Origin of the sequence: Enterobacteriaceae endosymbiont of Donacia simplex (assembly GCF_012568645.1) — a bacterium.
Classification (GTDB): domain Bacteria; phylum Pseudomonadota; class Gammaproteobacteria; order Enterobacterales; family Enterobacteriaceae.
In genome coordinates this window covers 374,987-399,327 of the sequence record NZ_CP046192.1, presented here as the reverse complement: position 1 = coordinate 399,327, position 24,341 = coordinate 374,987, and the positions used below count along the sequence as shown (strand labels likewise).

General features: G+C 19.8%; 20 protein-coding genes. 13 read left to right on the top strand and 7 right to left on the bottom strand.

Annotated features, from left to right (window positions below):
* Positions 1–24: 24 nt before the first annotated feature.
* On the bottom strand, positions 25–1,851 hold the full coding sequence (typA, locus tag GJU00_RS01955; protein WP_168893627.1) for a translational GTPase TypA: 1,827 nt from the start codon (positions 1,849–1,851) through the stop codon (positions 25–27).
* Between the two features lie 119 nt (positions 1,852–1,970).
* On the opposite strand from typA, the gene yihA reads away from it, so the two are divergent.
* Complete coding sequence (yihA, locus tag GJU00_RS01950; RefSeq protein WP_168893626.1) at positions 1,971–2,576, top strand: ribosome biogenesis GTP-binding protein YihA/YsxC; 606 nt, start codon at positions 1,971–1,973, stop codon at positions 2,574–2,576.
* 52 nt (positions 2,577–2,628) lie between these two features.
* On the opposite strand, the gene GJU00_RS01945 is transcribed toward yihA, so the two are convergent.
* The 4 genes from GJU00_RS01945 to GJU00_RS01930 form a co-directional block, all read right to left on the bottom strand.
* Positions 2,629–3,489: a 5'-3' exonuclease gene (locus tag GJU00_RS01945; protein ID WP_168893625.1), complete on the bottom strand. Its 861-nt coding sequence runs from the start codon at positions 3,487–3,489 to the stop codon at positions 2,629–2,631.
* A 42-nt stretch (positions 3,490–3,531) separates the two neighbouring features.
* A complete protein-coding gene (locus GJU00_RS01940) occupies positions 3,532–4,209 on the bottom strand; it encodes a DsbA family protein (protein ID WP_168893624.1) in 678 nt (225 codons plus the stop codon).
* Positions 4,210–4,322: 113 nt separating this feature from the next.
* Positions 4,323–5,054: an RluA family pseudouridine synthase gene (locus GJU00_RS01935; RefSeq protein WP_246208895.1), complete on the bottom strand. Its 732-nt coding sequence runs from the start codon at positions 5,052–5,054 to the stop codon at positions 4,323–4,325.
* Positions 5,055–5,089: 35 nt separating this feature from the next.
* On the bottom strand, positions 5,090–5,278 hold the full coding sequence (locus GJU00_RS01930) for a S4 domain-containing protein (RefSeq protein WP_168893623.1): 189 nt from the start codon (positions 5,276–5,278) through the stop codon (positions 5,090–5,092).
* 74 nt (positions 5,279–5,352) lie between these two features.
* On the opposite strand from GJU00_RS01930, the gene bamD reads away from it, so the two are divergent.
* Positions 5,353–6,072, top strand: a complete 720-nt coding sequence (gene bamD / locus GJU00_RS01925) for an outer membrane protein assembly factor BamD (RefSeq protein WP_168893622.1) — start codon at positions 5,353–5,355, stop codon at positions 6,070–6,072.
* Between the two features lie 99 nt (positions 6,073–6,171).
* Here the strand turns inward: bamD and tyrA are convergent, their stop codons facing one another.
* Together tyrA and GJU00_RS01915 are read right to left on the bottom strand one after the other, a co-directional pair.
* Positions 6,172–7,242: a bifunctional chorismate mutase/prephenate dehydrogenase gene (gene tyrA / locus GJU00_RS01920; RefSeq protein WP_168893621.1), complete on the bottom strand. Its 1,071-nt coding sequence runs from the start codon at positions 7,240–7,242 to the stop codon at positions 6,172–6,174.
* Between the two features lie 33 nt (positions 7,243–7,275).
* A complete protein-coding gene (locus tag GJU00_RS01915; protein ID WP_168893620.1) occupies positions 7,276–8,334 on the bottom strand; it encodes a 3-deoxy-7-phosphoheptulonate synthase in 1,059 nt (352 codons plus the stop codon).
* Positions 8,335–8,512: 178 nt separating this feature from the next.
* On the opposite strand from GJU00_RS01915, the gene parC reads away from it, so the two are divergent.
* The 11 genes from parC (at position 8,513) to nuoH (ending at position 24,334) form a co-directional block, all read left to right on the top strand.
* Positions 8,513–10,756: a DNA topoisomerase IV subunit A gene (parC, locus tag GJU00_RS01910; protein WP_168893619.1), complete on the top strand. Its 2,244-nt coding sequence runs from the start codon at positions 8,513–8,515 to the stop codon at positions 10,754–10,756.
* A gap of 328 nt (positions 10,757–11,084) precedes the next feature.
* Positions 11,085–13,544: a bifunctional aspartate kinase/homoserine dehydrogenase I gene (gene thrA, locus GJU00_RS01905; RefSeq protein ID WP_168893618.1), complete on the top strand. Its 2,460-nt coding sequence runs from the start codon at positions 11,085–11,087 to the stop codon at positions 13,542–13,544.
* Positions 13,545–13,568: 24 nt separating this feature from the next.
* Positions 13,569–14,510 carry a homoserine kinase gene (gene thrB, locus GJU00_RS01900; RefSeq protein ID WP_168893617.1) on the top strand — a complete coding sequence of 314 codons (942 nt, stop codon included), beginning with the start codon at positions 13,569–13,571 and terminating at the stop codon, positions 14,508–14,510.
* A complete protein-coding gene (gene thrC, locus GJU00_RS01895) occupies positions 14,507–15,811 on the top strand; it encodes a threonine synthase (RefSeq protein WP_168893616.1) in 1,305 nt (434 codons plus the stop codon). The genes thrB and thrC overlap by 4 nt, the downstream gene beginning before the upstream one ends.
* 29 nt (positions 15,812–15,840) lie before the next feature.
* Positions 15,841–16,224, top strand: coding sequence for an NADH-quinone oxidoreductase subunit A (gene ndhC, locus GJU00_RS01890; protein WP_168893615.1), 384 nt, complete (start codon positions 15,841–15,843; stop codon positions 16,222–16,224).
* Between the two features lie 29 nt (positions 16,225–16,253).
* The gene (locus tag GJU00_RS01885; RefSeq protein WP_168893614.1) at positions 16,254–16,919 is read left to right on the top strand and encodes a NuoB/complex I 20 kDa subunit family protein; all 666 of its coding nucleotides are present in this window, start codon (positions 16,254–16,256) and stop codon (positions 16,917–16,919) included.
* 37 nt (positions 16,920–16,956) lie between these two features.
* Positions 16,957–18,780 (top strand): NADH-quinone oxidoreductase subunit C/D, encoded by a 1,824-nt coding sequence (nuoC, locus tag GJU00_RS01880; RefSeq protein ID WP_168893613.1) that lies wholly within the window; start codon positions 16,957–16,959, stop codon positions 18,778–18,780.
* An 11-nt stretch (positions 18,781–18,791) separates the two neighbouring features.
* Positions 18,792–19,331: an NADH-quinone oxidoreductase subunit NuoE gene (nuoE, locus tag GJU00_RS01875; protein ID WP_168893612.1), complete on the top strand. Its 540-nt coding sequence runs from the start codon at positions 18,792–18,794 to the stop codon at positions 19,329–19,331.
* A complete protein-coding gene (gene nuoF / locus GJU00_RS01870; protein ID WP_168893611.1) occupies positions 19,279–20,559 on the top strand; it encodes an NADH-quinone oxidoreductase subunit NuoF in 1,281 nt (426 codons plus the stop codon). The genes nuoE and nuoF overlap by 53 nt, the downstream gene beginning before the upstream one ends.
* Positions 20,560–20,642: 83 nt before the next feature.
* Entirely contained in the window at positions 20,643–23,363 is a 2,721-nt protein-coding gene (gene nuoG / locus GJU00_RS01865; RefSeq protein ID WP_168893610.1) for an NADH-quinone oxidoreductase subunit NuoG, read from the top strand.
* The gene (nuoH, locus tag GJU00_RS01860) at positions 23,360–24,334 is read left to right on the top strand and encodes an NADH-quinone oxidoreductase subunit NuoH (RefSeq protein WP_168893609.1); all 975 of its coding nucleotides are present in this window, start codon (positions 23,360–23,362) and stop codon (positions 24,332–24,334) included. Before nuoG ends, nuoH begins: the two co-directional genes overlap by 4 nt.
* The last annotated feature ends 7 nt before the right edge of the window (positions 24,335–24,341 follow it).

The window sequence follows — 24,341 nt, the reverse complement described above, 5'->3', positions numbered from 1 at the left end:
AATAAATAAATAATATTTAAATTTTTATATTTTTTTTGTTAATTTACGCTGGGATTTTGTTAAATATTTTTTTCGAATACGAATTGATTTTGGTGTAATTTCTACTAGTTCATCATTATTAATAAAATCTATGGCTTCTTCTAATGATATTTTTTTTACAGAAATTAAATTAATAGGATTATCACTACCTGATGCTCTCATATTAGTTAATTTTTTATTAATTAAACAATTCACAGTAAGATCATTTGATTTATTATGAACACCTATTACCTGTCCTTCATAAACTTTCTCTCCTGGATTAATAAATAATTTACCTCTGGATTGTAAATTATGTAAAGCAAAAGAAACTGCATAACCTTCTTTATTTGCAATTAAAACACCATTATTCCTTTCCCCAATTATATGGTATTGATTAACACCATAATGACTAAAAAAAGAATTCATTATACCAGTACCTGAAGTTATATTTATGAATTCATTTCGAAAACCAATTAATCCTCTACTTGAAATAATTGCTTCAATTTTAATTCTATTATTATAATCATCTAAAATAATATTATTTATAATAGCTTTTCTTTTACTAATTAATTGAATTATATTACCTTTTTTATCTTGTTTAAAATCTAAAATTAATATTTCAAATGGTTCTTGTTTTAACCCATTAATTATTTTAGATATAATTTCTGGTTTAGATACCGATAACTCAAATCCTTCTTTTCTCATATTCTCTATTAAAACAATTAAATGTAATTCTCCTCTACCAGAAACATAAAAAATATTACTATTTTTTGTTTTAGTTATTTTTAACGCAACATCATGTAAACATTCTTTATTAATTCTATTAAATATTTTATTAGATGTTATATATTTTCCTTCCATACCAGAAAATGGAGAATTATTTACATGAAATAACATTCCTATTTTAGGTTTTTCTATTATGAGAGAAGGTAAAGATATATAATGATTAATATCACAAATTGTATTTGAAATATTTACATTTTCAAATCCTGAACCAGCAATACCTACGATATCTCCAGATTTAGCATTATCAGTATAAACAGGTTTTAATCCTATATTAAATATAATATATAAAATTTTAGCTTTTTTCACTTTATTATTTTTTTTAATAATATTAACATATTGATTTTTTTTAATATTTCCATTATTTATTAAACCAATACAAATATTACCTATATATTTATTATATTCTATTTGAGATATTTGCATTTGAAATGGTTTATTAATATTTCCTCTTGGAGAGGGAACATGTTCAATAATAGTTTTAAATAATATATCCATATTTTTTCCCATTTCATTAACATCATATCCAGAAGTTCCTTTAAGTGCAGAAGTATATACTATAGGAAAATCTAATTGTTCATCAGAAGCATTTAAATTAACAAATAAATCAAATATTTGATTTACAACCCAATCTGGTCTAATAAAATTTCTATCTATTTTATTAACTACTACAATTGGTTTTAAATTATAGGCAAAAGATTTTAATGCAACAAATCGTGTTTGAGGCATAGGACCTTCAACAGCATCAACTAGTAATAATACAGAATCTACCATTGATAAAATACGTTCTACTTCTGCACCAAAATCTGCATGTCCAGGAGTATCAATTATATTGATTTTATAATTTTTCCAAAAAATAGATGTATTTTTTGAAAAAATAGTTATTCCTTTTTCTTTTTCTAATTCATTACTATCCATTACCCTATTTATATTATTACTATCTTTAAATGTATTTTTAAAATGATCAGATTCTTGTAATAATTTATCTATTAGTGTAGTTTTTCCATGATCTATATGTGCAACAATAGCTATATTACGTATTTTTTTCATAAATAAATCCTAATAAAATACTATTTAATTGTTTAAATTTTTTATTAATATATAATTAAATTGTATCTAATAAAAATATTAACATTTTATATTTTAATAATTGTAATTATATAAAAAAAATGAATAATTTTAATAATATTAATTTTAATTATAGTACTTTAAATATTAATAATTTGACTAATATGGTTAATAGTCGTGATATTATATTTATTGGTTATTCTAATGTAGGTAAATCTACTATTATAAATCTTTTACTTAACAAAAAAATAGCTTATGTAAGTAAAACTCCTGGATCCACATTATTTATAAATGTATTTGAAAATAGTGAAAAAAAAATTCGTTTTTTAGATTTTCCTGGATATGGATATAATAAATTTATTAAAAAATATAAATTTAAGTATTATAATATTTTACGAAAATATTTAGAACATGAAAATTCATTAAAAGTAGTTATTCTTTTAATTGATATCCGTCATTTCTTAAAAAAAATAGATTTAATAATTTTAAAAAAGATAATTTTTTATAAAAAACCAATTTTATTAATATTAAATAAAACTGATAAAATATCTAAGAAAAATATAAAAAATAATATAAATCAAATAACAAAAATTTTAAGAAAAAAAATTAATAATTTATCTTTAAATAATATTCAATTAATTACATTTTCTACAATTGAAAAAAAAAATTTAAAAAAAATAAAAAATAATATTAATTATTGGTTATAATCTAAATATTTATAATAAATAGAATAATATATAAAATAAATTATAAAAAATTCTAATTTAATTTATTAAACTCATATTTTTGAAATAAATATTTCAAACAATTTGTTTGTGTTTTTTTTTTAAATTTTAAAAAATTAAAATAATCTACATTCATATTAATATTAGTTTTAATTTTTGTTAATTTATGATATAAAAAAACTAATTTTTTATATTTTATAAGTTTTTTTTTTATGTTATAACCTCCTCTAAAATTCATATTATTAATAATATTTATATTTTTATAAATGTTTTTTAAATTTCCTAAATTATTTATTAACTTTTGACTAATTTTATTTCCTATTCCTGGAACTCCAGGAATATTATCAATGGAATCACCACTTAGAGCTAGTAAATCACTAATAAATTCTGGGTACACTCCATATTTTTTATATATTTCTTTCGGTCCAGAAATAGAATAATTAATAGGATTTATTATTTTTATATTTTCATTAACTAATTGTGTTATATCTTTATCTAAACTAAAAATAAAAACTAAATAATTTTTTTGTTCTGCTATTAATGATAAAGTACCAATTATGTCATCTGCTTCTATATTTTTTATAGATATAAAATTATATCCCATTGCCTGTATAATTTTTAATAAAGGTTTAATTTGTAAAATTAAATTATCAGGCATATTAATTCTTTTTGATTTATATTCACTAAAAATTTTTTTTCTAAAAGATATTCCTTTAGTATCAAATATAATTAAAAAATAACTATTTATGTTCATTTTTATAATTTTATTAAAAATTTTAATAAAACCATATATTGCACCTGTAGGATATCCTTTAGTACTAATTAAATTAGGTAAAGCATAATAAGCACGATATAAACAAAATGATCCATCAATTAAAATTATTTTTTTTCTCATATTTTTTAAATATACTTAAAATATATCTTTTTTTTTAAATTTTTATTTTTTTAAAAGTTTTTTTATTAAACTAATATAGTTTTGATAAAAATTATCATTGTCACTAGTGTATAATGCAGAAATATTCATTACAAATTTATTATTAATATATACATCTGGGACTAAATGGATATTAAGTTTTTCAACTGTATCATATTCTTTTTCAAATAATATTTTTGCTATATTACTATTCCATGCTGCGTCAAACATATTACCTGTAATTCCAGCTTTTCTCATAAAAATTCTTTTTATAGAATTATGATCATGAATAGATGATGTTTTATGAATACCATCAAAAATTGGACCAAGGACTTTATCTTGTACATTTAACATTTTAGCCACAACCCAAGCATATCCTAATACAGTAGATAAACCTGATTCTTGACCTATTTTACTATAGTGAATTTTTATAATTTTTACATTCTTAGGTATTTTATTTTTTAAAATTTTTTGATTAATACCTGTATAAAGTTCATAACAATGAGAACATAAAAATGAAAAAAACTCAACTATAACTGGTTTTTTCCCAAATTCTTTAGTAAATAATTGTTGTTCTTCTTTTGTTAATTTATCATATAAAGAAAAATCAGATAATTCACTAGATGCTAAACAATTATTAGATGTAACTAATAATAAAAATAACATGCTAAAAAACAACATATATTTTTTTATATTTATCATATTTTTTATCACTCTTAATTAAAAGATAAAATTTGATTTTATCATTATAAACTAATTATTTATTTTAATAAAATTATTTTTAAATAAATATATTTTTTATTTTTTTAAATATTTTAATTTTTATTTTTTTTTAAAAAATTAATTAAATTATTTATGTCATTTGGTAATATTGAATATAATTTAATATTTATGTTAAAAAATGGATGCATAAATTTTAAATAACAAGCATGTAAAGCTTGTCTTTGAATAATTTCATTAATTTTTTTTTTATAAAAATTATTAATTAAAGAAGTATTTTGAGATTTTTTATAAACTGGATCACCAACAATACTATGATTAATATATGATAAATGAACTCTAATTTGATGTGTTCTTCCTGTTTGTAATCTAATTCTTAAATAAGTATGGGCTTTAAAGATATCTTTTACAAAATATTTTGTTATTGCTTTTTTACCTAATACATTAATCTGCATATAAATATTATGTTTTTTATATATACGTTTTATTGGATAATTTATTATACCGTTGTTTTCAATGATTCCATTTACAATAGCTTCATATTCTCTGATAATATTATGATTTTTTAATTCTTTTTTTAAAAATAAATATGAATTCATATTTTTTGCTATAATCATTAATCCTGTTGTGTTTTTATCTAATCTATGTATAATACCTGCTCTAGGGATATCTCTTAAATAAGGATAATAATATAATAAAGAGTTAAATAATGTATTATTTTGATTTTTATTAGCAGGATGTACAACTAAATTAGTTGTTTTATTTATAACTAAAATATATTTGTCATTATAAACTATATTTAAATGTAAATTTTGCGCCTTCCATATATTATTTTCATCTAAAATTGATATATTAATTTTAATTATATCTTTAAAAAAAATTTTTTTTTAGGAATATTTATAATAAAATCGTTTATTTTTACTTTATTATTAAGAATAATTTTTTTTATTTGTGATCTTGAAAACTGTATAATTTTTTTAGTAAGAAATAAATCTAATCTTTTTTTATCATATTTTAAACAAACTTTTAAAATTAAATTTATAGATTTCATATATTTAATATCTAGAATTAAAAAATTAAATTAGTATATATTAATATAATATATTTCTTTTTTAAAAGATTAAAATGAAAATTTTTACAAAAAATAAATTTTTTTTTATTAATATTTTAATATGTATATTGTTAATATTTACAACTAATTGTAAATATTATTATACTTCAAAAAAAAAATACTACAAAATTTCTCTAAAACAAGAATATTTAGAGGCTATAAAAACTTTAGTTAGTAAAAAATATGAAAAAGCTTTAATTAAATTTAGTAATTTATATGTTAATTATCCGTACAATATATATACTGGAAAAATTTTAGTTTATTTAATGTATCTAAGTTATCTTAAGAAAAATTTTTTAAATGTTTTAGAATTAACTGAAGAATTTATGCAATCATATAATAATTCTCCATTTATGAGTTATGTCCTTTATATTAGAATTTTATCTGAAATATCTTTAGATTCTAATACTAGAATGCAAACTTTATTTAGAATAAATAGAAAAAATTGCAATCCTTTTTATACTCAATTAGCTATTAATGATACAGAAATATTCATTAAAAATTATCCTAATAGCATATATATTAATGATCTAAAAAAAAAATTAATTATTATGAAAAAACGTGTAAGAATATTTGATTTAAATATTATAAAATCTCTTTTTAAAAAAAAAAATTATATATCAACAATTACTAGATGTTTAATTTTTTTAAAAGAATATCCTAATAGTATAGAAAGTAATTTAATTAAAACAATTTTACAAGATTCATATAATAAAACAAATATTAATAAATAATATAAAAAAACTTAATATTATTTATTTTAATATTAAGTTTTTTAAAATTTTATATCTAAATTTTTAATTTAAAATATATTTCATATTTAATTTAAAAATTTATTTACTATTTATTAATAAATTATTAATTTTATTAAAAATATTAATTATTTTTATTCTTTTTTTTTCATTAATTAAAAAAGATAAATTATTAATATAATCTAAATGTTTTTGAATATTTTCAATATTATTTTTTGAATCTGTAATTAAATTTATATATAATTCTGGATTTTTTAAAAAAAAATTTTTTAAAATAAATACATTTAAATAAGATATAGGTTTGTATAAAGTTAAAATTTTATTAAATGATATCTTTGTTTTTATTAAAAAAGTACTATATATTAATGTAAAAAAATATTTTAATGATTCTATAAAAAAAACATATTGATCATGTTCTATTAAATTCATATATTCAATTTTTAATCCCCAAATTTCTATTTGTTTTAAAAACCAAAGGTAATATTTTTTTTTACGACCATAACAATATATTATAGATTCTTTAAATAAAAAATTTTTTTGATAATCAAAAAAATAATATAAACCTAAAACAGGTCCTTTATATATTTTTAATATTTTTGTTATAGATATTTCTTTTATAGGAGATAAATCAATTAAAATACAGTTTTTAGGTAAAAGAAATAATTTATTAACAAATTTTTCAAAAAAACTTTTAGATATATCTAAAATAATCATTCCTATATTTTTAAATAAGTAATTTATATTATTAAGATTTAAATTTTTTTCTTTTATATATTTAATATTATATCCAGTTATAGTTAACATTTTTTTAAATAAATAACTAATTTTTTTATTATGACTAATAATTAATATTTCTGTAAAATTAGGTTTTATTTTTTTAAATTTTTTTGTTTTTTCATAAAAATATGATTCATTAATTATACGATACAATATATCTTTAATAAAATTAGGAGATATTCCTTTTTTTTTTGCTTCTTTTTTTCTTAAACTAATTATATATTTTTCTCTTTCTGGTACATAAATTGGTAGTCCGTATTTATTTTTTATTAATCCTATTTTTTTTACTAATTCTAATCTTTTTGATAAAATATCTAGTAATTTTATATCTAAAATATCAATTTTATCACGTAATAAATTCAATTTATTTAACATATTTTTTTATAATTATATTTTGTTAATATTATTTTATATTGAACGTATTTTAAGTATTGAATTTAATTCATCACTTATTTTATATAAAATAGTTTTTGTTGTTTGTAAACTTATACATCCATCTGTAATTGATATACCGTATTTTAATTTTTTATAATTATTAATACTTAAAATTTGATTTCCTTCATTAATGTAACTTTCTATCATGATTCCCATAATAGAATTATTTCCTTCTTTAATTTGAGAAATTATTGAATTAATAACTAAAATTTGTTTTTTAAAATCTTTATTAGAATTACCATGACTACAATCTATCATTATTTTAGGTTTTAATTTTAATTTTAGTAAATATTTTTCACATTTTATTATATCAGATTTATAATAATTAGGTTTTTGTCCTCCTCTTAAAATAAGATGACAATTTTTATTTCCCTTAGTATCAATAATACAAATTTTACCATTTTTATCTATACTCATAAAATGATGTTCTATAGAAGAAGCTTGAATTGCATTTATAGCAGAAATAATATTACCATTTATATTATTTTTAAAACCTACAGGTATATTAACTGAAGAAGCTATTTCTCTATGTATTTGTGATTCAACTGTACGTGCTCCAATCGCTATCCAACTTAAAAGATCATCAAGATATTTTAATGTATTAGGATCTAAAATTTCTGTAGCTAATGGAATATTATTTTTAACTAATTTTATTAGTAATTTACGTGCTAAATATAATCCTTTATTTATATTAAAAGAATAATCCATATATGGATCATTTATTAATCCTTTCCATCCTAAAATTGTTCTCGGTTTTTCAAAATATACTCTCATTACAAGATATATATTATGACTAATTTTAGAAAATATTTTTTTTAAATACTTACTATATTCTATTGCTTCGTCAATATTATGAATAGAACAAGGTCCACAAACGATTAATAATCTATAATCTTTACCTGAAATAATATTTGATATAATTGAACGTGAAGTTAATATATTTTTTTTTATTTCATGAGAAATTGGTAATGTGTCTTTTAATTCTTTTGGAGTTATTAAATATCTTTTATTTTTAAAATAAATTTTTTGCATAATAAAATATCCAAAATAAAAATATTATTGCATAAAAATAACATATTTATTCTTTAATATTCAATTTAATAATTAAAATTTAAATATAAATTTTATTATTTGATAGTTAAAATATCATAAAGTTTCTTTATAATAAAAAACATATATTTTATATAAAATTATATTTAGAAGGTAATAAATGAGTAAATTAATAAAAAAAAATATAATAGAATCAATATTATTAGATAAATTTGCAGAACATGCTTATCTAAACTATTCTATCTACGTAATTTCTGATAGAGCATTACCCCATATTGGGGATGGATTAAAACCAGTACAGAGAAGAGTTATATATGCTATGTTTGAATTAGGATTAAAATCATCATGTAAATTTAAAAAATCAGCTAGAACGATTGGTGATGTTATTGGTAAATATCATCCTCATGGAGACGCAGCTTGTTATGAAGCAATGGTTTTAATGGCACAACCTTTTTCTTATAGATATCCTTTAATAGAAGGTCAAGGAAATTGGGGTTCTCAAGATGATCCTAAATCATTTGCTGCAATGAGATATACAGAGTCTCGTTTAGCAAAATATTCCGATATATTATTAAATGAAGTAGAAAAAGGTACTGTAAAATTTATACCTAATTTTGATGGAACATTATTAGAACCTAAAATATTACCAGCATGTTTACCAAATATAATTTTAAATGGATCAACAGGAATAGCAGTAGGAATGGCAACAGATATTCCTCCCCATAATATTAAAGAAATATCTAATGCTATAATAAAATTAATTGATTATCCTAAAATTAAATTAAATGAAATTTTAAATATTATTCAAGGTCCAGATTTTCCTACTGGGAGTGAAATTATAACACCTAAAAATGAAATTTATAAAATATATGAAAAAGGTAGAGGTTCTATCAAATTAAGATCAGTATGGCAAATACAAGATAATACAGTAATTATTACATCATTACCATATCAAATTTCTGGAATACGTATTATTGAACAAATTACAACACAAATGAGAAATAAAAAATTACCAATGATTGAAGAAATAAGAGATGAATCTGATTATGAAAATCCTACTAGAATAGTTATAGTAATTCGTAATAATTTTAATTATTTAAAAATTGAACAAATTATGTATCATTTATTTTTTATTACTGATTTAGAAAAAAGTTATCGTATTAACTTAAATATGATAGGTTTAGACAATAAGCCTGCTGTAAAAAATTTAATAGAAATATTATCAGAATGGATTTTATTTAGAAAAAAAATAGTAAAAAAACGTTTAAATTTTTATTTAAAAAAAATAAATAAAAGATTACATATAATTACAGGACTATTAATAATCTATTCTCATTTAGAAAATTTTATAAAAATTATTCGTGTAAATCCAAATCCTCATTCTATTATTAAAAAAAAATTTAATCTTACTGATATACAAATAGAAACATTACTTAATTTTAAATTACGTTCTATTTCATTTGTAGAAGAAAAAAATTTAATAAATGAAAAAAAAAAATTAGAAGTAGAACATAAAAAAATTGAAAAAATATTATTTTCAGAAAAAAAAATAAATTTACTTTTAAAAAAAGAAATCTTATTATCTGCTAATAGTTATGGAAATACTCGTCGTTCAATTATTAAAAAAAGAAAAGAAGCAAAATTATTAAATGAATCTGAATTAATTTTAAGTGAACCTATTACAATTATTTTATCTAAAATGGGATGGATCAGATGTGCTAAAGGTCATACTATAGATCCTTTAAATTTAAATTATAAATCAGGAGATTCTTTTTTAATTTCAGTAAAAGGAAAAAAAAATCAAACCATAGTAGTTTTAGATTCAAAAGGACGTAGTTATAGTATTGATTCTTTTTCTTTACCTGCTGCCCGTAGTCAAGGAGAACCTTTAAATGGGAAATTAAATATTCCACAAGGATCTATAATTAAAAGTTTATTAATGGAGTCTAATAATAAAGAAATAATTCTCTCTTCTAGTTCTGGTTATGGTTTTATCTGTAAATTTAATGATTTAATAGCTTGCAATAGAAATGGAAAATTATCTATTAATTTATCAGATAATGCTGAGATATTACCACCATTAGTAATTAAAAATAAAAATTTTAAAATATTAGCTATATCTTTTTTAAGTAAATTTTTATTATTTTCTATTAATGAAATTTCTAAACTCTCTAGAGGTAAAGGAAATAGATTAATTTTTATTAATAATAAAGATTTTATTCAAAAAAAAGATAAACTAAAATGGATATTTCTTATAAATAAAAATTCTATAGTTTGTATAAAAACAAGTAATAAAGAATTTGAATTAAAATATCAAGAATTAAAAAAATTTTTTTCAGTTAAAGGCGGAAAAGGTTTTTTATACAAAAATATAAAAAATATTAAAGATGTTTTTTTAAAATAAAATAATTTAGTTTTATAAAAATGTTTATATAAACTATTAAATTATTTAATTAATAATATATTATTCATGTTATAATATGCGTAAATAAATTTAAAATTATAAAAAATAATAATTTTATATAAATAAAATTATTTTGTATTTTAAACTATTTATAGTCTTTTTTTTAAAATTTTATTTAAAATAAAAAAACTTCATTTATTTAATAATTTAAATAAATCAAATATTTCGATTTAAATAATATAATCATTATTATATATTTATTTGATAAAAATTATAAATATATTTATTCATATTTTTATATTTTAAAATTTTAGGTAGGTTTAACAATATGAGAGTATTGAAATTTGGTGGTACATCTTTAAAAAATGCAGAAAAATTTTTATTAATAATTAATATAATTAAAATTTATCTAAAGAATGAAAAAATAGCTGTTGTTTTGTCTGCACCAGCAAATATTACAAATATTTTAGAAAAAATGATAGAAAAATCTATAAAAAAAAAAAATTATAAAAAAGATATAACTTATATTCAAGAATTTTTTATAAAATTAACTGATAATTTAAAAAAAAATATAAAAAATTTAGATATTTATATTATAAATTATAATATAAATAAAATTATTAATAAGATAGAAAAACTTTTATATGGTATTAGTTTACTTAATTATTGTCCTAATATAATTAAAGCAAAAATTTTATCACAAGGTGAAAAGTTTTCTATTCTTTTATTAGAAAGTTTATTAAAAATAAAAAAATATAAAATATTTATAATTTCTCCTAAAAAATATTTATTAGCCTATGGAACTTATTTAGAATCAACAGTAGATATTGATTTAACTTTTAAAAATATTAAAAATATTAATTTATTAAATATTGATATAATATTAATGCCTGGATTTTCTGCTGTTAATGAAAAAAAGGAAACAGTATTATTAGGTAGAAATGGTTCTGATTATTCAGCAGCAGTATTAGCTGTTTGTTTAAAAGCTAAATGTTGTGAAATTTGGACTGATGTTAGTGGTATATATACAGCTGATCCTAATTTAATATCAAATACTCATTTATTAAAATTTATTACTTATAAAGAAGCTATAAAATTAGCATATTTTGGAGCTAAAGTTATTCATTATAAAACTTTAGCACCAATGTTAAAAAATAGTATACCTTGTATTATTAAAAATATAATGAATATAAAATCTAATGGAACTTTAATTAGTAATTTTGATAAAAAAAAAAATATCTTACCTAAAATTAAAGGAATTACTGAGTTAAAAAATATATCGATGTTAAATATTAGTGGTGATAAAAATAAACAAATTAAAAATATTATATCACGAATATTATTTTTTATATTTAAATTAGAAATATCTATTTATTTTATAACTCAATCTTCAGAAGATTGTAATATTAATATTTTAATTTTAGATCAAGATTTAAATAATTTACATATTTCATTAAAAGAAGAGTTTAATTTAGAATTTAAATATAATTTAATTAAATCAATTAAAGTAATTAAAGAATTATCATTAATTACATTAGTTGATAATAATATTAATTATTCTACAAGTCTAATTTCTAATTTTTTTAATATTTTTAAAATAACAAATACAAAAATATTTACTGTATCGCAAAATATTTTTCAAAATTATATTACTGTTGCTATAAAAGAAAAATATGCAAAAAATATTATAAAAATAGCACATCAAATATTATTAAATAAGGGAAAAATATTAGAAATTTTTATAATAGGTACTGGAGGTATTGGTAATACTTTATTAAAACAAATTAATCAAAATAAATATTATTTTAAAAATAAAAATATTAATTTAAAAATTTGTAGTATTATTAATACAAAAGGTTTTTTATTTAATATAAATGGTATTGATATTAAAAATTGGAAAAAAGAAATTAATAGTGGTACTAATACTAATGATAATAATACAATAAAAAATTTATTAAATAAATTTAAAAAATATAAATTTATTAATCCTGTAATTGTTGATTGTACTTCTTCACAAATAATTGCAGATCAGTATATAGATTTTTTATATCGTGGTTTTAATATAATTGCTACTAATAAAAAAGCAAACTCTTCTACAATAGAATATTATAAAAAAATACGTTTAACAGCAAATAAATTACATTTAAAATTTTATTATGAAACTAATGTTGGTGCTGGATTACCAGTAATTAATACATTACAAAATATAATAAAAATAGGTGATAAAATTAATAATTTTATTGGAATTTTATCAGGTTCACTTTCATTTATTTTTGGTAAATTAGAAGAAGGAATTACTTTATCAAAATCAATAATTATGGCTAAAGAAATGGGTTTTACAGAACCAGATCCAAGATCGGATCTTTCTGGAACAGATGTAGCTAGAAAATTACTTATATTAGCTAGAGAAATTGGCTTAAATATAGAATTAAATGATATTATGATTGAATCAATTATACCTAATACATTTAATAAAAAAAAATCTCTTACAGAATTTTTCAATTCTTTATCAGAATTAGATATAATTTATACAAAAAAAATTCAAGAAGCAAAAAAAAATAATCAAGTATTACGTTATATAGGTAGTATAAATTCACAAGGTGAATGTAAAGTAAAAATTATACAAATTGATAATAATCATCCTTTTTTTAAAATAAAAAATGGAGAGAATTCCTTCGCTTTTTATACAAATTATTATCAACCATATCCGTTAATTTTAAGAGGATATGGTGCAGGAAATAATGTTACTGCAGCAGGAGTTTTAAATGATTTATTACGTTTAATTTAATTAAATTATAAGGAATTATTATTTATGATTAAAATTTATTCTCCTGCTTCAATTGGAAATATAAATGTAGGTTTTGATACTTTAGGAATAGCATTATCAAGAGTTGATAAAGGTTTTCTAGGAGATTTTATAACAATTTCTTCATCTAAAAAATTTATTTTAATTAATAAAGGTCTTTTTTTTAATGATTTACCAAAAAATAATCATGAAAATATTATTTTTCATTGTTGGACAAAATTTTGTAAGAAAATTGGGAAAAAAATTCCTGTAAAAATAATTTTAGAAAAAAATATTCCTGTAGCATCAGGATTAGGTTCTAGTGCTTGTTCAATTGTTGCTTGTTTAAAAGCAATAAATTTATTTTGTAATAATCCACTAAATAATATTGATTTATTAAAATTAATGGGAGAATTGGAAGGATTATTATCTGGTAATATACATTATGATAATATTGTTCCTTGTTTATTAGGTGGAATGAAATTAATATTAATTATTAATAAAAATAATTTAATTATTCAAAATATCCCAATTTTTAAAAATTGGTTCTGGGTTATAGCATATCCGGGAATTAAATTATCTACTTTTTATTCTAGAAAAGTTTTACCGAAATTATATAAAAAAGAAATTTTTATTAAACAAAGTCAATATTTAGCAGGGTTTATTAATGCTAGTCATACAAAACAAGAATTGTTAGCATCAAAATTAATGAAAGATTTTATTGCTGAACCATATAGAAAATCTTTTATACCCAACTTTGAAAAAATTTCTTATACAGCAAAAAAATTAGGTGCATTAAGTTACGGAATTTCAGGATCAGGACCTACAGTTTTTAGTATTTTTAATAATTTAAATATTGCTTATAATATGGTCGATTGGTTTAAAAAAAATTATTTAAAAAATAATACAGGATTTGTTTATATATGTAAAATTAATAATATAGGTACTCAAATTATGGAGCAAAAATGAAATTTTATAATCTTAATTATCATGAAGAAAAAAAAAATTTTAGTCAAGCTTTAAAAAAAGGTTTAGGTAAAAAACAAGGTTTATTTTTTCCTATAAATATACCAAAACTAAATAATAAAATAATTAAAAATATATTAAAACTTAATTTTATAGATAGAAGTAATTATATAATTTCATTATTTTTAAATAAAAAAGAAATTTTATTAGATGAATTAAAAATAAAAATAACTAAAGCATTTAATTTCCCAATATTATTAAATTTAATTGATAAAAATCTTGCCTGTTTAGAATTATTCCATGGACCTACTTTAGCATTTAAAGATTTTGGTGTACGTTTTATGGCACAAATGTTAAATTTTTTTAATAAAGAAAAAAAAATTATTATTTTAACTGCTACTTCTGGTGATACTGGTGCTGCTGTTGCTCATGCTTTTTATAAAATGAAAAATATTGAAGTTGTGATATTATATCCTTATCAAAAAATTTCTATTTTACAAGAAAAATTATTTTGTACATTAGGAAATAATATAAAAACAATTGCAATTAAAGGTAATTTTGATGATTGCCAAAAACTTATAAAAGAAGTATTTAATGATAAAGAACTTAAAAAATTATTATATTTAAATTCTGCAAATTCAATTAATATTAGTAGATTAATAGCACAAACATGTTATTACTTTGAAGCTTTTTCACAAATTCCTTTAAATCAAAGAAAAAATAAAATAGTATTTTCAATTCCTAGTGGTAATTTTGGTAATTTAACAGCTGGATTAATAGCTAAAACAATGGGGTTACCTATACATAAGTTTATTGCTGCAACTAATATCAATGATACAATACCTAGATTTTTAAAAAAAGGATATTGGAAACCTAAGAAAACAATACCAACATTATCTAATGCAATGGATGTTAGTATTCCTAATAATTGGCCTAGAATTATAGAAATTTTTAACAAAAATAATTGGAATTTAAAAAAATTAGAGTCTTTCCCAATTACAGATATACAAACAACTAATACAATAATAAATTTTTATAATCAATATAAATATATTTTAGAACCACATTCAGCTGTAAGTTTTTGTGCATTAAAAAAACAAATTTTAAAAAAAGATACATTTAATATATTTCTTGGTACTGCTCACCCAGCTAAATTTCAAGATTATATTTATAAAACATTACATCAAAAAATATTATTACCTAATATTTTAATTCATTGTTTAGAAAAAAAAAATCTATCTTACAAATTATCTAATAATTTTTCTTATTTAAAAAAATTTTTAATACAAAATTACGTGATATAAATATATTCTTATAAAAAAAGAAATTAATTATGATAATAAATAAATTAATATATAATCCTCAATATTTTATAATATTTCAAGTTTTTGCGATAATTATTAGTTCTTTAATGATATTTATTTCCTCATTTTTAGGAGGACGTTCATACGGTTTAGATAAACAGATACCATTTGAATCAGGTGTTTACTCTTATGGTAATACTCAAATGAAAATACATATTAATTATTATTTAATAGCAATATTTTTTATTATATTTGATATTGAATCTTTATATTTATATTTATGGTCTGTTACTATTAAAATAATAAAATTAGAAAGTTTTCTTCAAGGAATTTTTTTTATTTTTACTATTTTAATTACTTTATTTTATTTATTTAAAATGAAAGCTTTAAATTGGAAATATAAAAATATTTAATTATATAAAAAAAATATATATATACTAAAATGAAATTTATTCTAAATAAAATTAAAAATAATAAAAAAAGTTACCCTTTAGAAAAAAAAAAAAATATTGATATAGATCCTTTAAATGATCAAATTAGTAAAAATATTTTTTTAGGTAATTTAAAAAAAATTACAAATAAAATTATTAATTGGGGTAGAAAAAATTCTTTATGGCCTTATAATTTTGGACTATCTTGTTGTTATGTTGAAATGACTACTTCGTTTACATCTATTAATGATATTTCAAGATTTGGTTCAGAAGTTTTAAGAGCATCTCCTAGACAAGCTGATTTTATGGTAATAGCAGGAACATGTTTTTTAAAAATGGCTCCTATCATACAAAGGTTATATGATCAAATGTTAGAACCTAAATGGGTAATTTCAATGGGATCTTGTGCTAATTCTGGAGGAATGTATGATATATATTCTGTAGTTCAAGGAGTAGATAAATTTTTACCTGTAGATATTTATATTCCAGGATGTCCTCCTAGACCAGAATCATATATACAAGCATTATTATTATTACAAAAAGCTATAAATTATGAAAGACGTCCATTATCTTGGGTTATAGGAGATCAAGGTATTTATAAAGCTAGATTTAAAAAATCATCAAAGAAACATTTTAATGATAAAAATATTAAATTTAAATCAATAAAAAATATATAGTATTAAAAAATATTTATAATAAGGTCTATTTATGAATATGAATAACGTTTTTGATAATGTAATTAAGAAAATAGGAGATATACATAATAAATCTTTTTCTCAGAAAAATACAGAACCTATTATAGGTGAGTTAAATAAAAAATTTAATTTTAAAGATTTTATTATACAAAATAATCTTAATAATAAAATTCCATTTACTATTTGGATTAGATCAAATGATTTAATAAAATTTATAAAATTTTTTTCAGAAATAAAAAATCCATATAATATGTTATATGATATGCATGGTATAGATGAAAGATTACATTTTAATAAATTTAAACTAATGAAAAAAATGGATTTTTCATTATTTTATCATTTAATATCTATTAATAGAAATTCTGATATTATTATAAAAATTCCTCTAAAAGAAAAATTTTTAAATATTAATACTATTACAAATTTTTTTCAAAATGCTAATTGGTATGAAAGAGAAATTTGGGAAATGTTCGGAATTAATTTTATTAATCATCCTTCTTTATCACATATTTTATTACCTAAAAATTGGAATAATGGTTATCCTTTACGTAAGGATTTTCCTTCACGAGCTACTGAATCCATTCCTTATATATTAACAAAAAAAAAATATAAAAAAGATATTAAATCTACTGAGTTTAAACCAGAAGATTATAATTTACCTATAAAAAATAAATTAAATGATTATATGTATCTTAATTTAGGTCCAAATCATCCTTCAGTACATGGAGCTTTTAGAATAATATTACAATTATCTGGAGAAGAAATTATACAATGTATACCTGAAATTGGATATCATCATAGAGGAGCTGAAAAAATAGCAGAAAGACAAACATGGCATACATATATACCATATACCGATCGTATTGAATACTTAGGCGGTTGTATAAACGAAATGCCTTATATCCTTGCAATTGAAAAATTAGCTAATATTATTATAACAGATAGAATTAAAGTTATTAGAATAATGTTATCTGAATTATTTCGTATTAATAGCCATTTACTTTGTTTATCTACTTTTATGCAAGATTTAGGTATAATGACTCCTATATTTTTAGTTTTTACCGATAGACAAAAAATATATGATATAATTGAAGCTATTACAGGAGCTAGAATGCATCCTGCATGGTTTAGAATCGGAGGTTTAGCACAAGATCTACCCAATAGATGGAATATTTTAATAAAAAAATTATTAAATTGGTTACCTAAAAGGTTAAATATATATAAAAAAGTAGCACTACAAAATAGTATTTTAATATCTAGATCTAAAAATATAGCATTTTATAATCAGAAAGAAGCAATATCTTGGGGGATTACTGGAACTGGTTTAAGAGCTACTGGATTAAATTTTGATGTTCGTAAATGGCGTCCCTATTCTGGATATGAAAACTTTGATTTCGATATTCCTATAGGTAATAATATTAGTGATTGTTATTCAAGAATTTTATTAAAATTTGAAGAAATTTGGCAAAGTTTACATATTATAAAACAATGTCTAAATTATATGCCTGAAGGGGAATATAAAGTTAATCATCCTTTAACAACACCACCTCCTAGAGAAAAAATGTTAAACCATATAGAAACTTTAATCCATCATTTTGTTCAAGTATCCTGGGGACCATTAATACCTGCTAATGAAGCATTTCAAATGATTGAAGCTACTAAAGGAATTAATAGTTATTATTTAATTAGTGATGGTAGTACGATGAGTTATCGAACTAGAATTAGAACACCTAGTTTTCCTCACTTACAACAAATACCATCTGTCATTCAAGGTAGTCTAATATCAGATTTAATTACATACTTAGGAAGTATTGATTTTGTTATGTCTGATGTAGACCGTTAAAATATAATTTTATGAAAAAAATAATTAATAATATATCTTTAAGTAAAGAAGAATTTAAAATAATTAATAAAATTAAAAATCATTATGAATATAATAATGCGGCTATTATTGAAATATTAATATTTTTTCAAAAAAAATATGGATGGATATCTGATGATATTATTATTATTATTTCTAATATTTTAAATATAAATCCTTCTGAAATTGATAGTGTGGCTACATTTTATAGTCAAATTTTTAGATCACCAGTAGGAAAATACGTTATTAAATATTGTGATAGTATTGTTTGTTATATAACAAAATATGAAAAAATATTAAAATATATTGAAAATAAATTACATATTAAACCAGGACAAACAACTTCTGATAAATTATTTACTCTAATACCTATATGTTGTTTAGGACATTGTGAAAATAGTCCTGTTATAATGATTAATGAAAAAATTTATACTTCATTATCTATTAATTATATAAATCAAATATTGGATAATTATATTAATGAAAATCATAAATCCCAATCCGGAAACACATCCTCTAACATGGCGTATTAATAAAAATAAAACAATATTTTTAAAAAAATATATAAAACAAGATGGTTATCAAAGTTTAAAAAATAGTTTATTAAAAAATACTCCTCAAAATATAATAAATATTATTAAAAAATCAAAATTAAAAGGTAGAGGAGGTGGAGGATTTTATACTGGATTAAAATGGAGTTTAATACCTCCTAAAAAACATAATAAAGAAATTCGTTATTTTTTATGTAATGCCGACGAAATGGAACCTGGAACATATAAAGATCGTTTTTTAATAGAACATATTCCTCATCAATTAATAGAAGGTATAATAATTAGTGCTTTTGCTATTCAGGCTAATAAAGGATATATTTTTTTAAGAGGGGAATATATAAATTGTTTAAATATTTTAAATATAGCAATAAAGGAATCTTATAGTTTTAATTTTTTAGGTAAAAATATATTAAATAGTAATTTTAATTTTGATTTATATCTTCATATAGGAGCTGGAAGATATATATGTGGAGAAGAAACAGCATTAATTAACTCTTTAGAGGGTAAACGTGCAAATCCACGATTTAAACCTCCATATCCAGCTATAGTTGGTTTATGGGGTAAACCAACATGTATTAATAATGTTGAAACTATATTTAATATACCTGGTATAATAAAATACGGTCCTGATTGGTATAAAAAAATATCTAGAAGTAAATATGATACTGGTACAAAAATGTTAGGTTTTTCTGGAAATGTAAAAAATCCTGGATTATGGGAATTACCTTTTGGTATACCTGCTAGAGAAATTCTAGAAAAGTATGCAGGAGGAATGAAAAAAGGTTTTATATTTAAAGCATGGCAACCAGGTGGAGCAGGAACTGGCCTATTAACAAAAAATCATTTAGATTTACCGATGGATTTTATAAATATTAGTAAAGCAGGTAGTAGATTAGGAACAGGTATATCTTTAGCTATAGATAATAGCATTAATATTTTATCTTTAATAAAAAATTTAGAAATTTTTTTTGCAAGAGAATCTTGTGGTTTTTGTACTCCTTGTAGAGAAGGTTTACCCTGGATTGTTAAAATATTAGATAATTTAGAAAAAAAAAGAGGTTCTAAAAGAGATATTTCTCTTCTTAAAGAAATAAGTCAACAATTAACAAATGGAGGTTCTTTTTGTGCACATGCACCAGGTGCAATGGAACCTTTAAATAGTGCATTAAAATATTTTTTACATGAGTTTGAATCTGGTATTGCTAAATAAAATTTTTATATAAAATATTTATTTATCATATTTCTAAATTAGAGTATTGATATATACTAAAATAATATTATGGAATTTATATTATGATTAATATTAATATAGAAGGTCAATTATATAAAGTTAATGAAAAAGATAATTTATTAAAAATATGTTTATCATTAGGTTTTAATTTACCGTATTTTTGTTGGCACCCAATTTTAGGTAGTATAGGTTCATGTCGTCAATGTGCAATAAAACAATATGATAATTTTAAAAAAAATGGACAAATAATTATGTCCTGTATGTCTTCTCCTATAAAAAATTCATATATATTAATTAATGATAAAGATTCAATTAATTTTCGTAAAAAAAATATTGAATTATTAATGTTAAATCATCCACATGATTGTCCTGTATGTGATGAAGGAGGTAGTTGTCATTTACAAGATATGACTGTTATGTCAGGACATAATATACGTAGGTATAATTTTACTAAAAGAAAATATAAAAATCAATATTTAGGTCCATTTATATCACATACAATGAATCGCTGTATTACATGTTATCGTTGTTTAAGATTTTATAAAAATTATTCAGATGGGAAAGATTTTAATGTTTTTGGTTCAAAAGATAATATTTACTTTGGTAGATATTTAGATGGTAAATTAAAAAATCCTTTTTCTGGAAATTTAATTGAAATATGTCCAACTGGAGTTTTTACTGATAAAACATATAATACAAATTATGCAAGAAAATGGGATCTTCAGTACGCTCCCAGTATTTGTCAACATTGTTCGTTAGGATGTAATATTTCTATAGGAGAACGTTATGGACAATTATCTAGTATCCAAAATAGATTTCATGAAAAAATAAATCATTACTTTCTTTGTGACAGAGGTTATTTTGGTTATGGATATATTTTTTTAAAAAATAATCCTATTAAAATAATATATTATAAAAATAATAAAAAATTTATTTTAAATGATAAAAAAATTATTAAAAAAATTGCTAATTTAATATCAAAATCAAAAAAAATAGTTGGTATTGGCTCACCTAGAGCTAGTATAGAAAGTAATTTTATTTTGAAAAAATTAGTTGGAAAAAATAATTTTTATTTAGGTATTTTAAAAAATGAACAAGAACAAATTAATTATATTATTAAAATATTACAAAATAAAAATATATATTTTCCTACATTATCTGAAATAGAAGATTATGATGCTATTTTAATATTAGGAGAAGATTTAACTAATACTAATCCTAGAGCAGCTTTAGCGGTAAGACAAGCTGTAAAAAATAATTTAGATATTAAAACAAATAAAAAAATTCCTTATTGGAATTTTGATGCAATTTTGAATTTAAGAAATCAATCTATTAATCCATTAATTATCACAAGTAATGACAAAACATTATTAGATGATATTTCCTTCTGGAATTATTATGCACCTACCTCTAATCAATCTAAATTTGCTTTTATATTAGCTAATTATATTAAGAATAATAATATTAATTTTTCTTTAAATGATAAAAAATTAAAAAATAAACTTTTAAAAATAAAAGAAATATTATTAAATGCTAAAAAACCTTTAATTATTTCTGGAACTGGAGCTAGTTCTATAGAACTAATTGCTGCATCTTATGCTATAGCACAAGCATTAAAAGAAAAAAAAAAAAATGTAGGCTTATTTTATGTATTAAATAAAGTAAATAGTATGGGAGTTAATTTAATTAAAGGTAAGTCTTTATGTGATCTATTTATAAAAAGTAAATCTAATAATTTTAATATAGATACAATTATTATTATGGAAAATGATTTATATTTTTATGAAGAAAAAAATAAATTAAATAATTTTTTTTCAAAAATTTCGAATATAATTGTTTTAGATCATATTTTTACTAAAACTATGAAAAAAGCTCATATAATATTACCAGTATCAAATTTTATAGAAAGTAATGGTACTGTAATTAATAATGAGTGTAGAGCACAACGATTTTTTCAAGTATATAAACCTTCTTTTTATAATAAAAAAAATGATAGAAAATCTAGTTGGAAATGGATATATAAAATTTATGCAAAATTAAAAAATTTAAATAATAAAATTACTTTAGATGATATTATTAAAAAATGTGAAAAATATATTCCAATATTAAATGGTATCAGTTTAGCATCACCTAATTCTACTTATAAAATATATAATAGAAAATTTGCAAGATCTCCTGCTAGATATAGTGGAAGAACATCAATATTATCTAATATAAATATACATGAACCACAGCAACCAGAAGATAACGATACTATTTTTAATTTTTCTATGGAAGGAAATTATAACTCAAATATTAATTGTAAACATATACCATTTTTATGGTCTCCTGGATGGAATTCTTCGCAATCATTACATAAATTTCAAAAAGAAATAGGAGTTTCATCAAAATACGGATCTACAGGATTTAAAATTTTTAGAAAAAAACATTATATAGTAAAAATAAAAAAAGATAATTATAATTATGAATTTGTTTTATCTAATAAATTAATAATTATATCACATTATACTTTATTTCATAGTAATAGTTTAATACAAAAATCTCCTTTAATACAAAAATATTTTCCTAATCATTATGTTTTTTTAAATAAAAAAGATGCTAAAAAATTAGAAATTTTAGATAATAATTTAATTGAGTTACATTGTTTAAATAATTTTTTTATATTAAAAGCATGTATTTCAGAATTTTTACATCAAGGATTTATTAGTATCCCATTAGGGGTAAAAAAAATTCCATTATCTTTTTTAGGAAAAACTATTGAAAAAATAAAGGTATTAAAATGATTTTATTTTCTTTTTTAAATTCTATAAAAATAATTTATTTATTAAAGACAATATTAATATTATTATTATTAATAATAAGTGGTGCTTTCTTAAGTTTTGCTGAAAGGCGTATATTAGCTTTATTTCAAAATCGTTATGGTCCTAATAGAGTTGGATTATATGGATGTTTACAAATATTAGCAGATATGATAAAAATTATTTTTAAGGAAGACTGGACACCAAATTTTTCAAATAAAATATTATTTAATATTGCACCAATTATAGCTTTTAATACATTATTATCTGTATTTGCTATATTACCAATTACTCCTCAATTAATGATATCTAATTTAAATATTGGAATACTTTTTTTTTTTATGATGGCTAGTATTTCAATTTATTCTATTTTATTTGCAGGATTATCTAGTTGTAATAAGTATGCTTTACTAGGTTCAATTAGAGGTGTTGCACAAATAATAAGTTATGAAATTTTCTTAGGTTTATCAGTAATGGGGATTATATGTCAAACAGGTTCTTTTAACCTTTTTGATATAGTTTATTATCAATATAAAAATTGTTGGAATATAATCCCTCAATTTTTTGGTTTTATATCGTTTTTTATAGCTTCTATTGCATTATGCCATAGACATCCTTTTGATCAACCAGAGGCAGAACAAGAACTAATTGATGGTTATCATATTGAATATTCTGGAATGAAATTTGGCCTTTTTTTTGTAGGAGAATATATTAATATAATAGTATTATCTTCTTTAATTGTAATTTTATTTTTTGGAGGATGGTTAGGTCCCTTTTTACCTCCTATTATATGGTATATAGGAAAAACTATTATTTTTATAATATTATTTTTTTTAATAAGAGCATCATTACCTAGGCCCCGTTATGATAACGTAATGTATTTTAGTTGGTTTATATGTTTACCATTAACATTAATTAATCTTATCATTACTGCATTTTTTGTAGTATTAAAATAATTATATT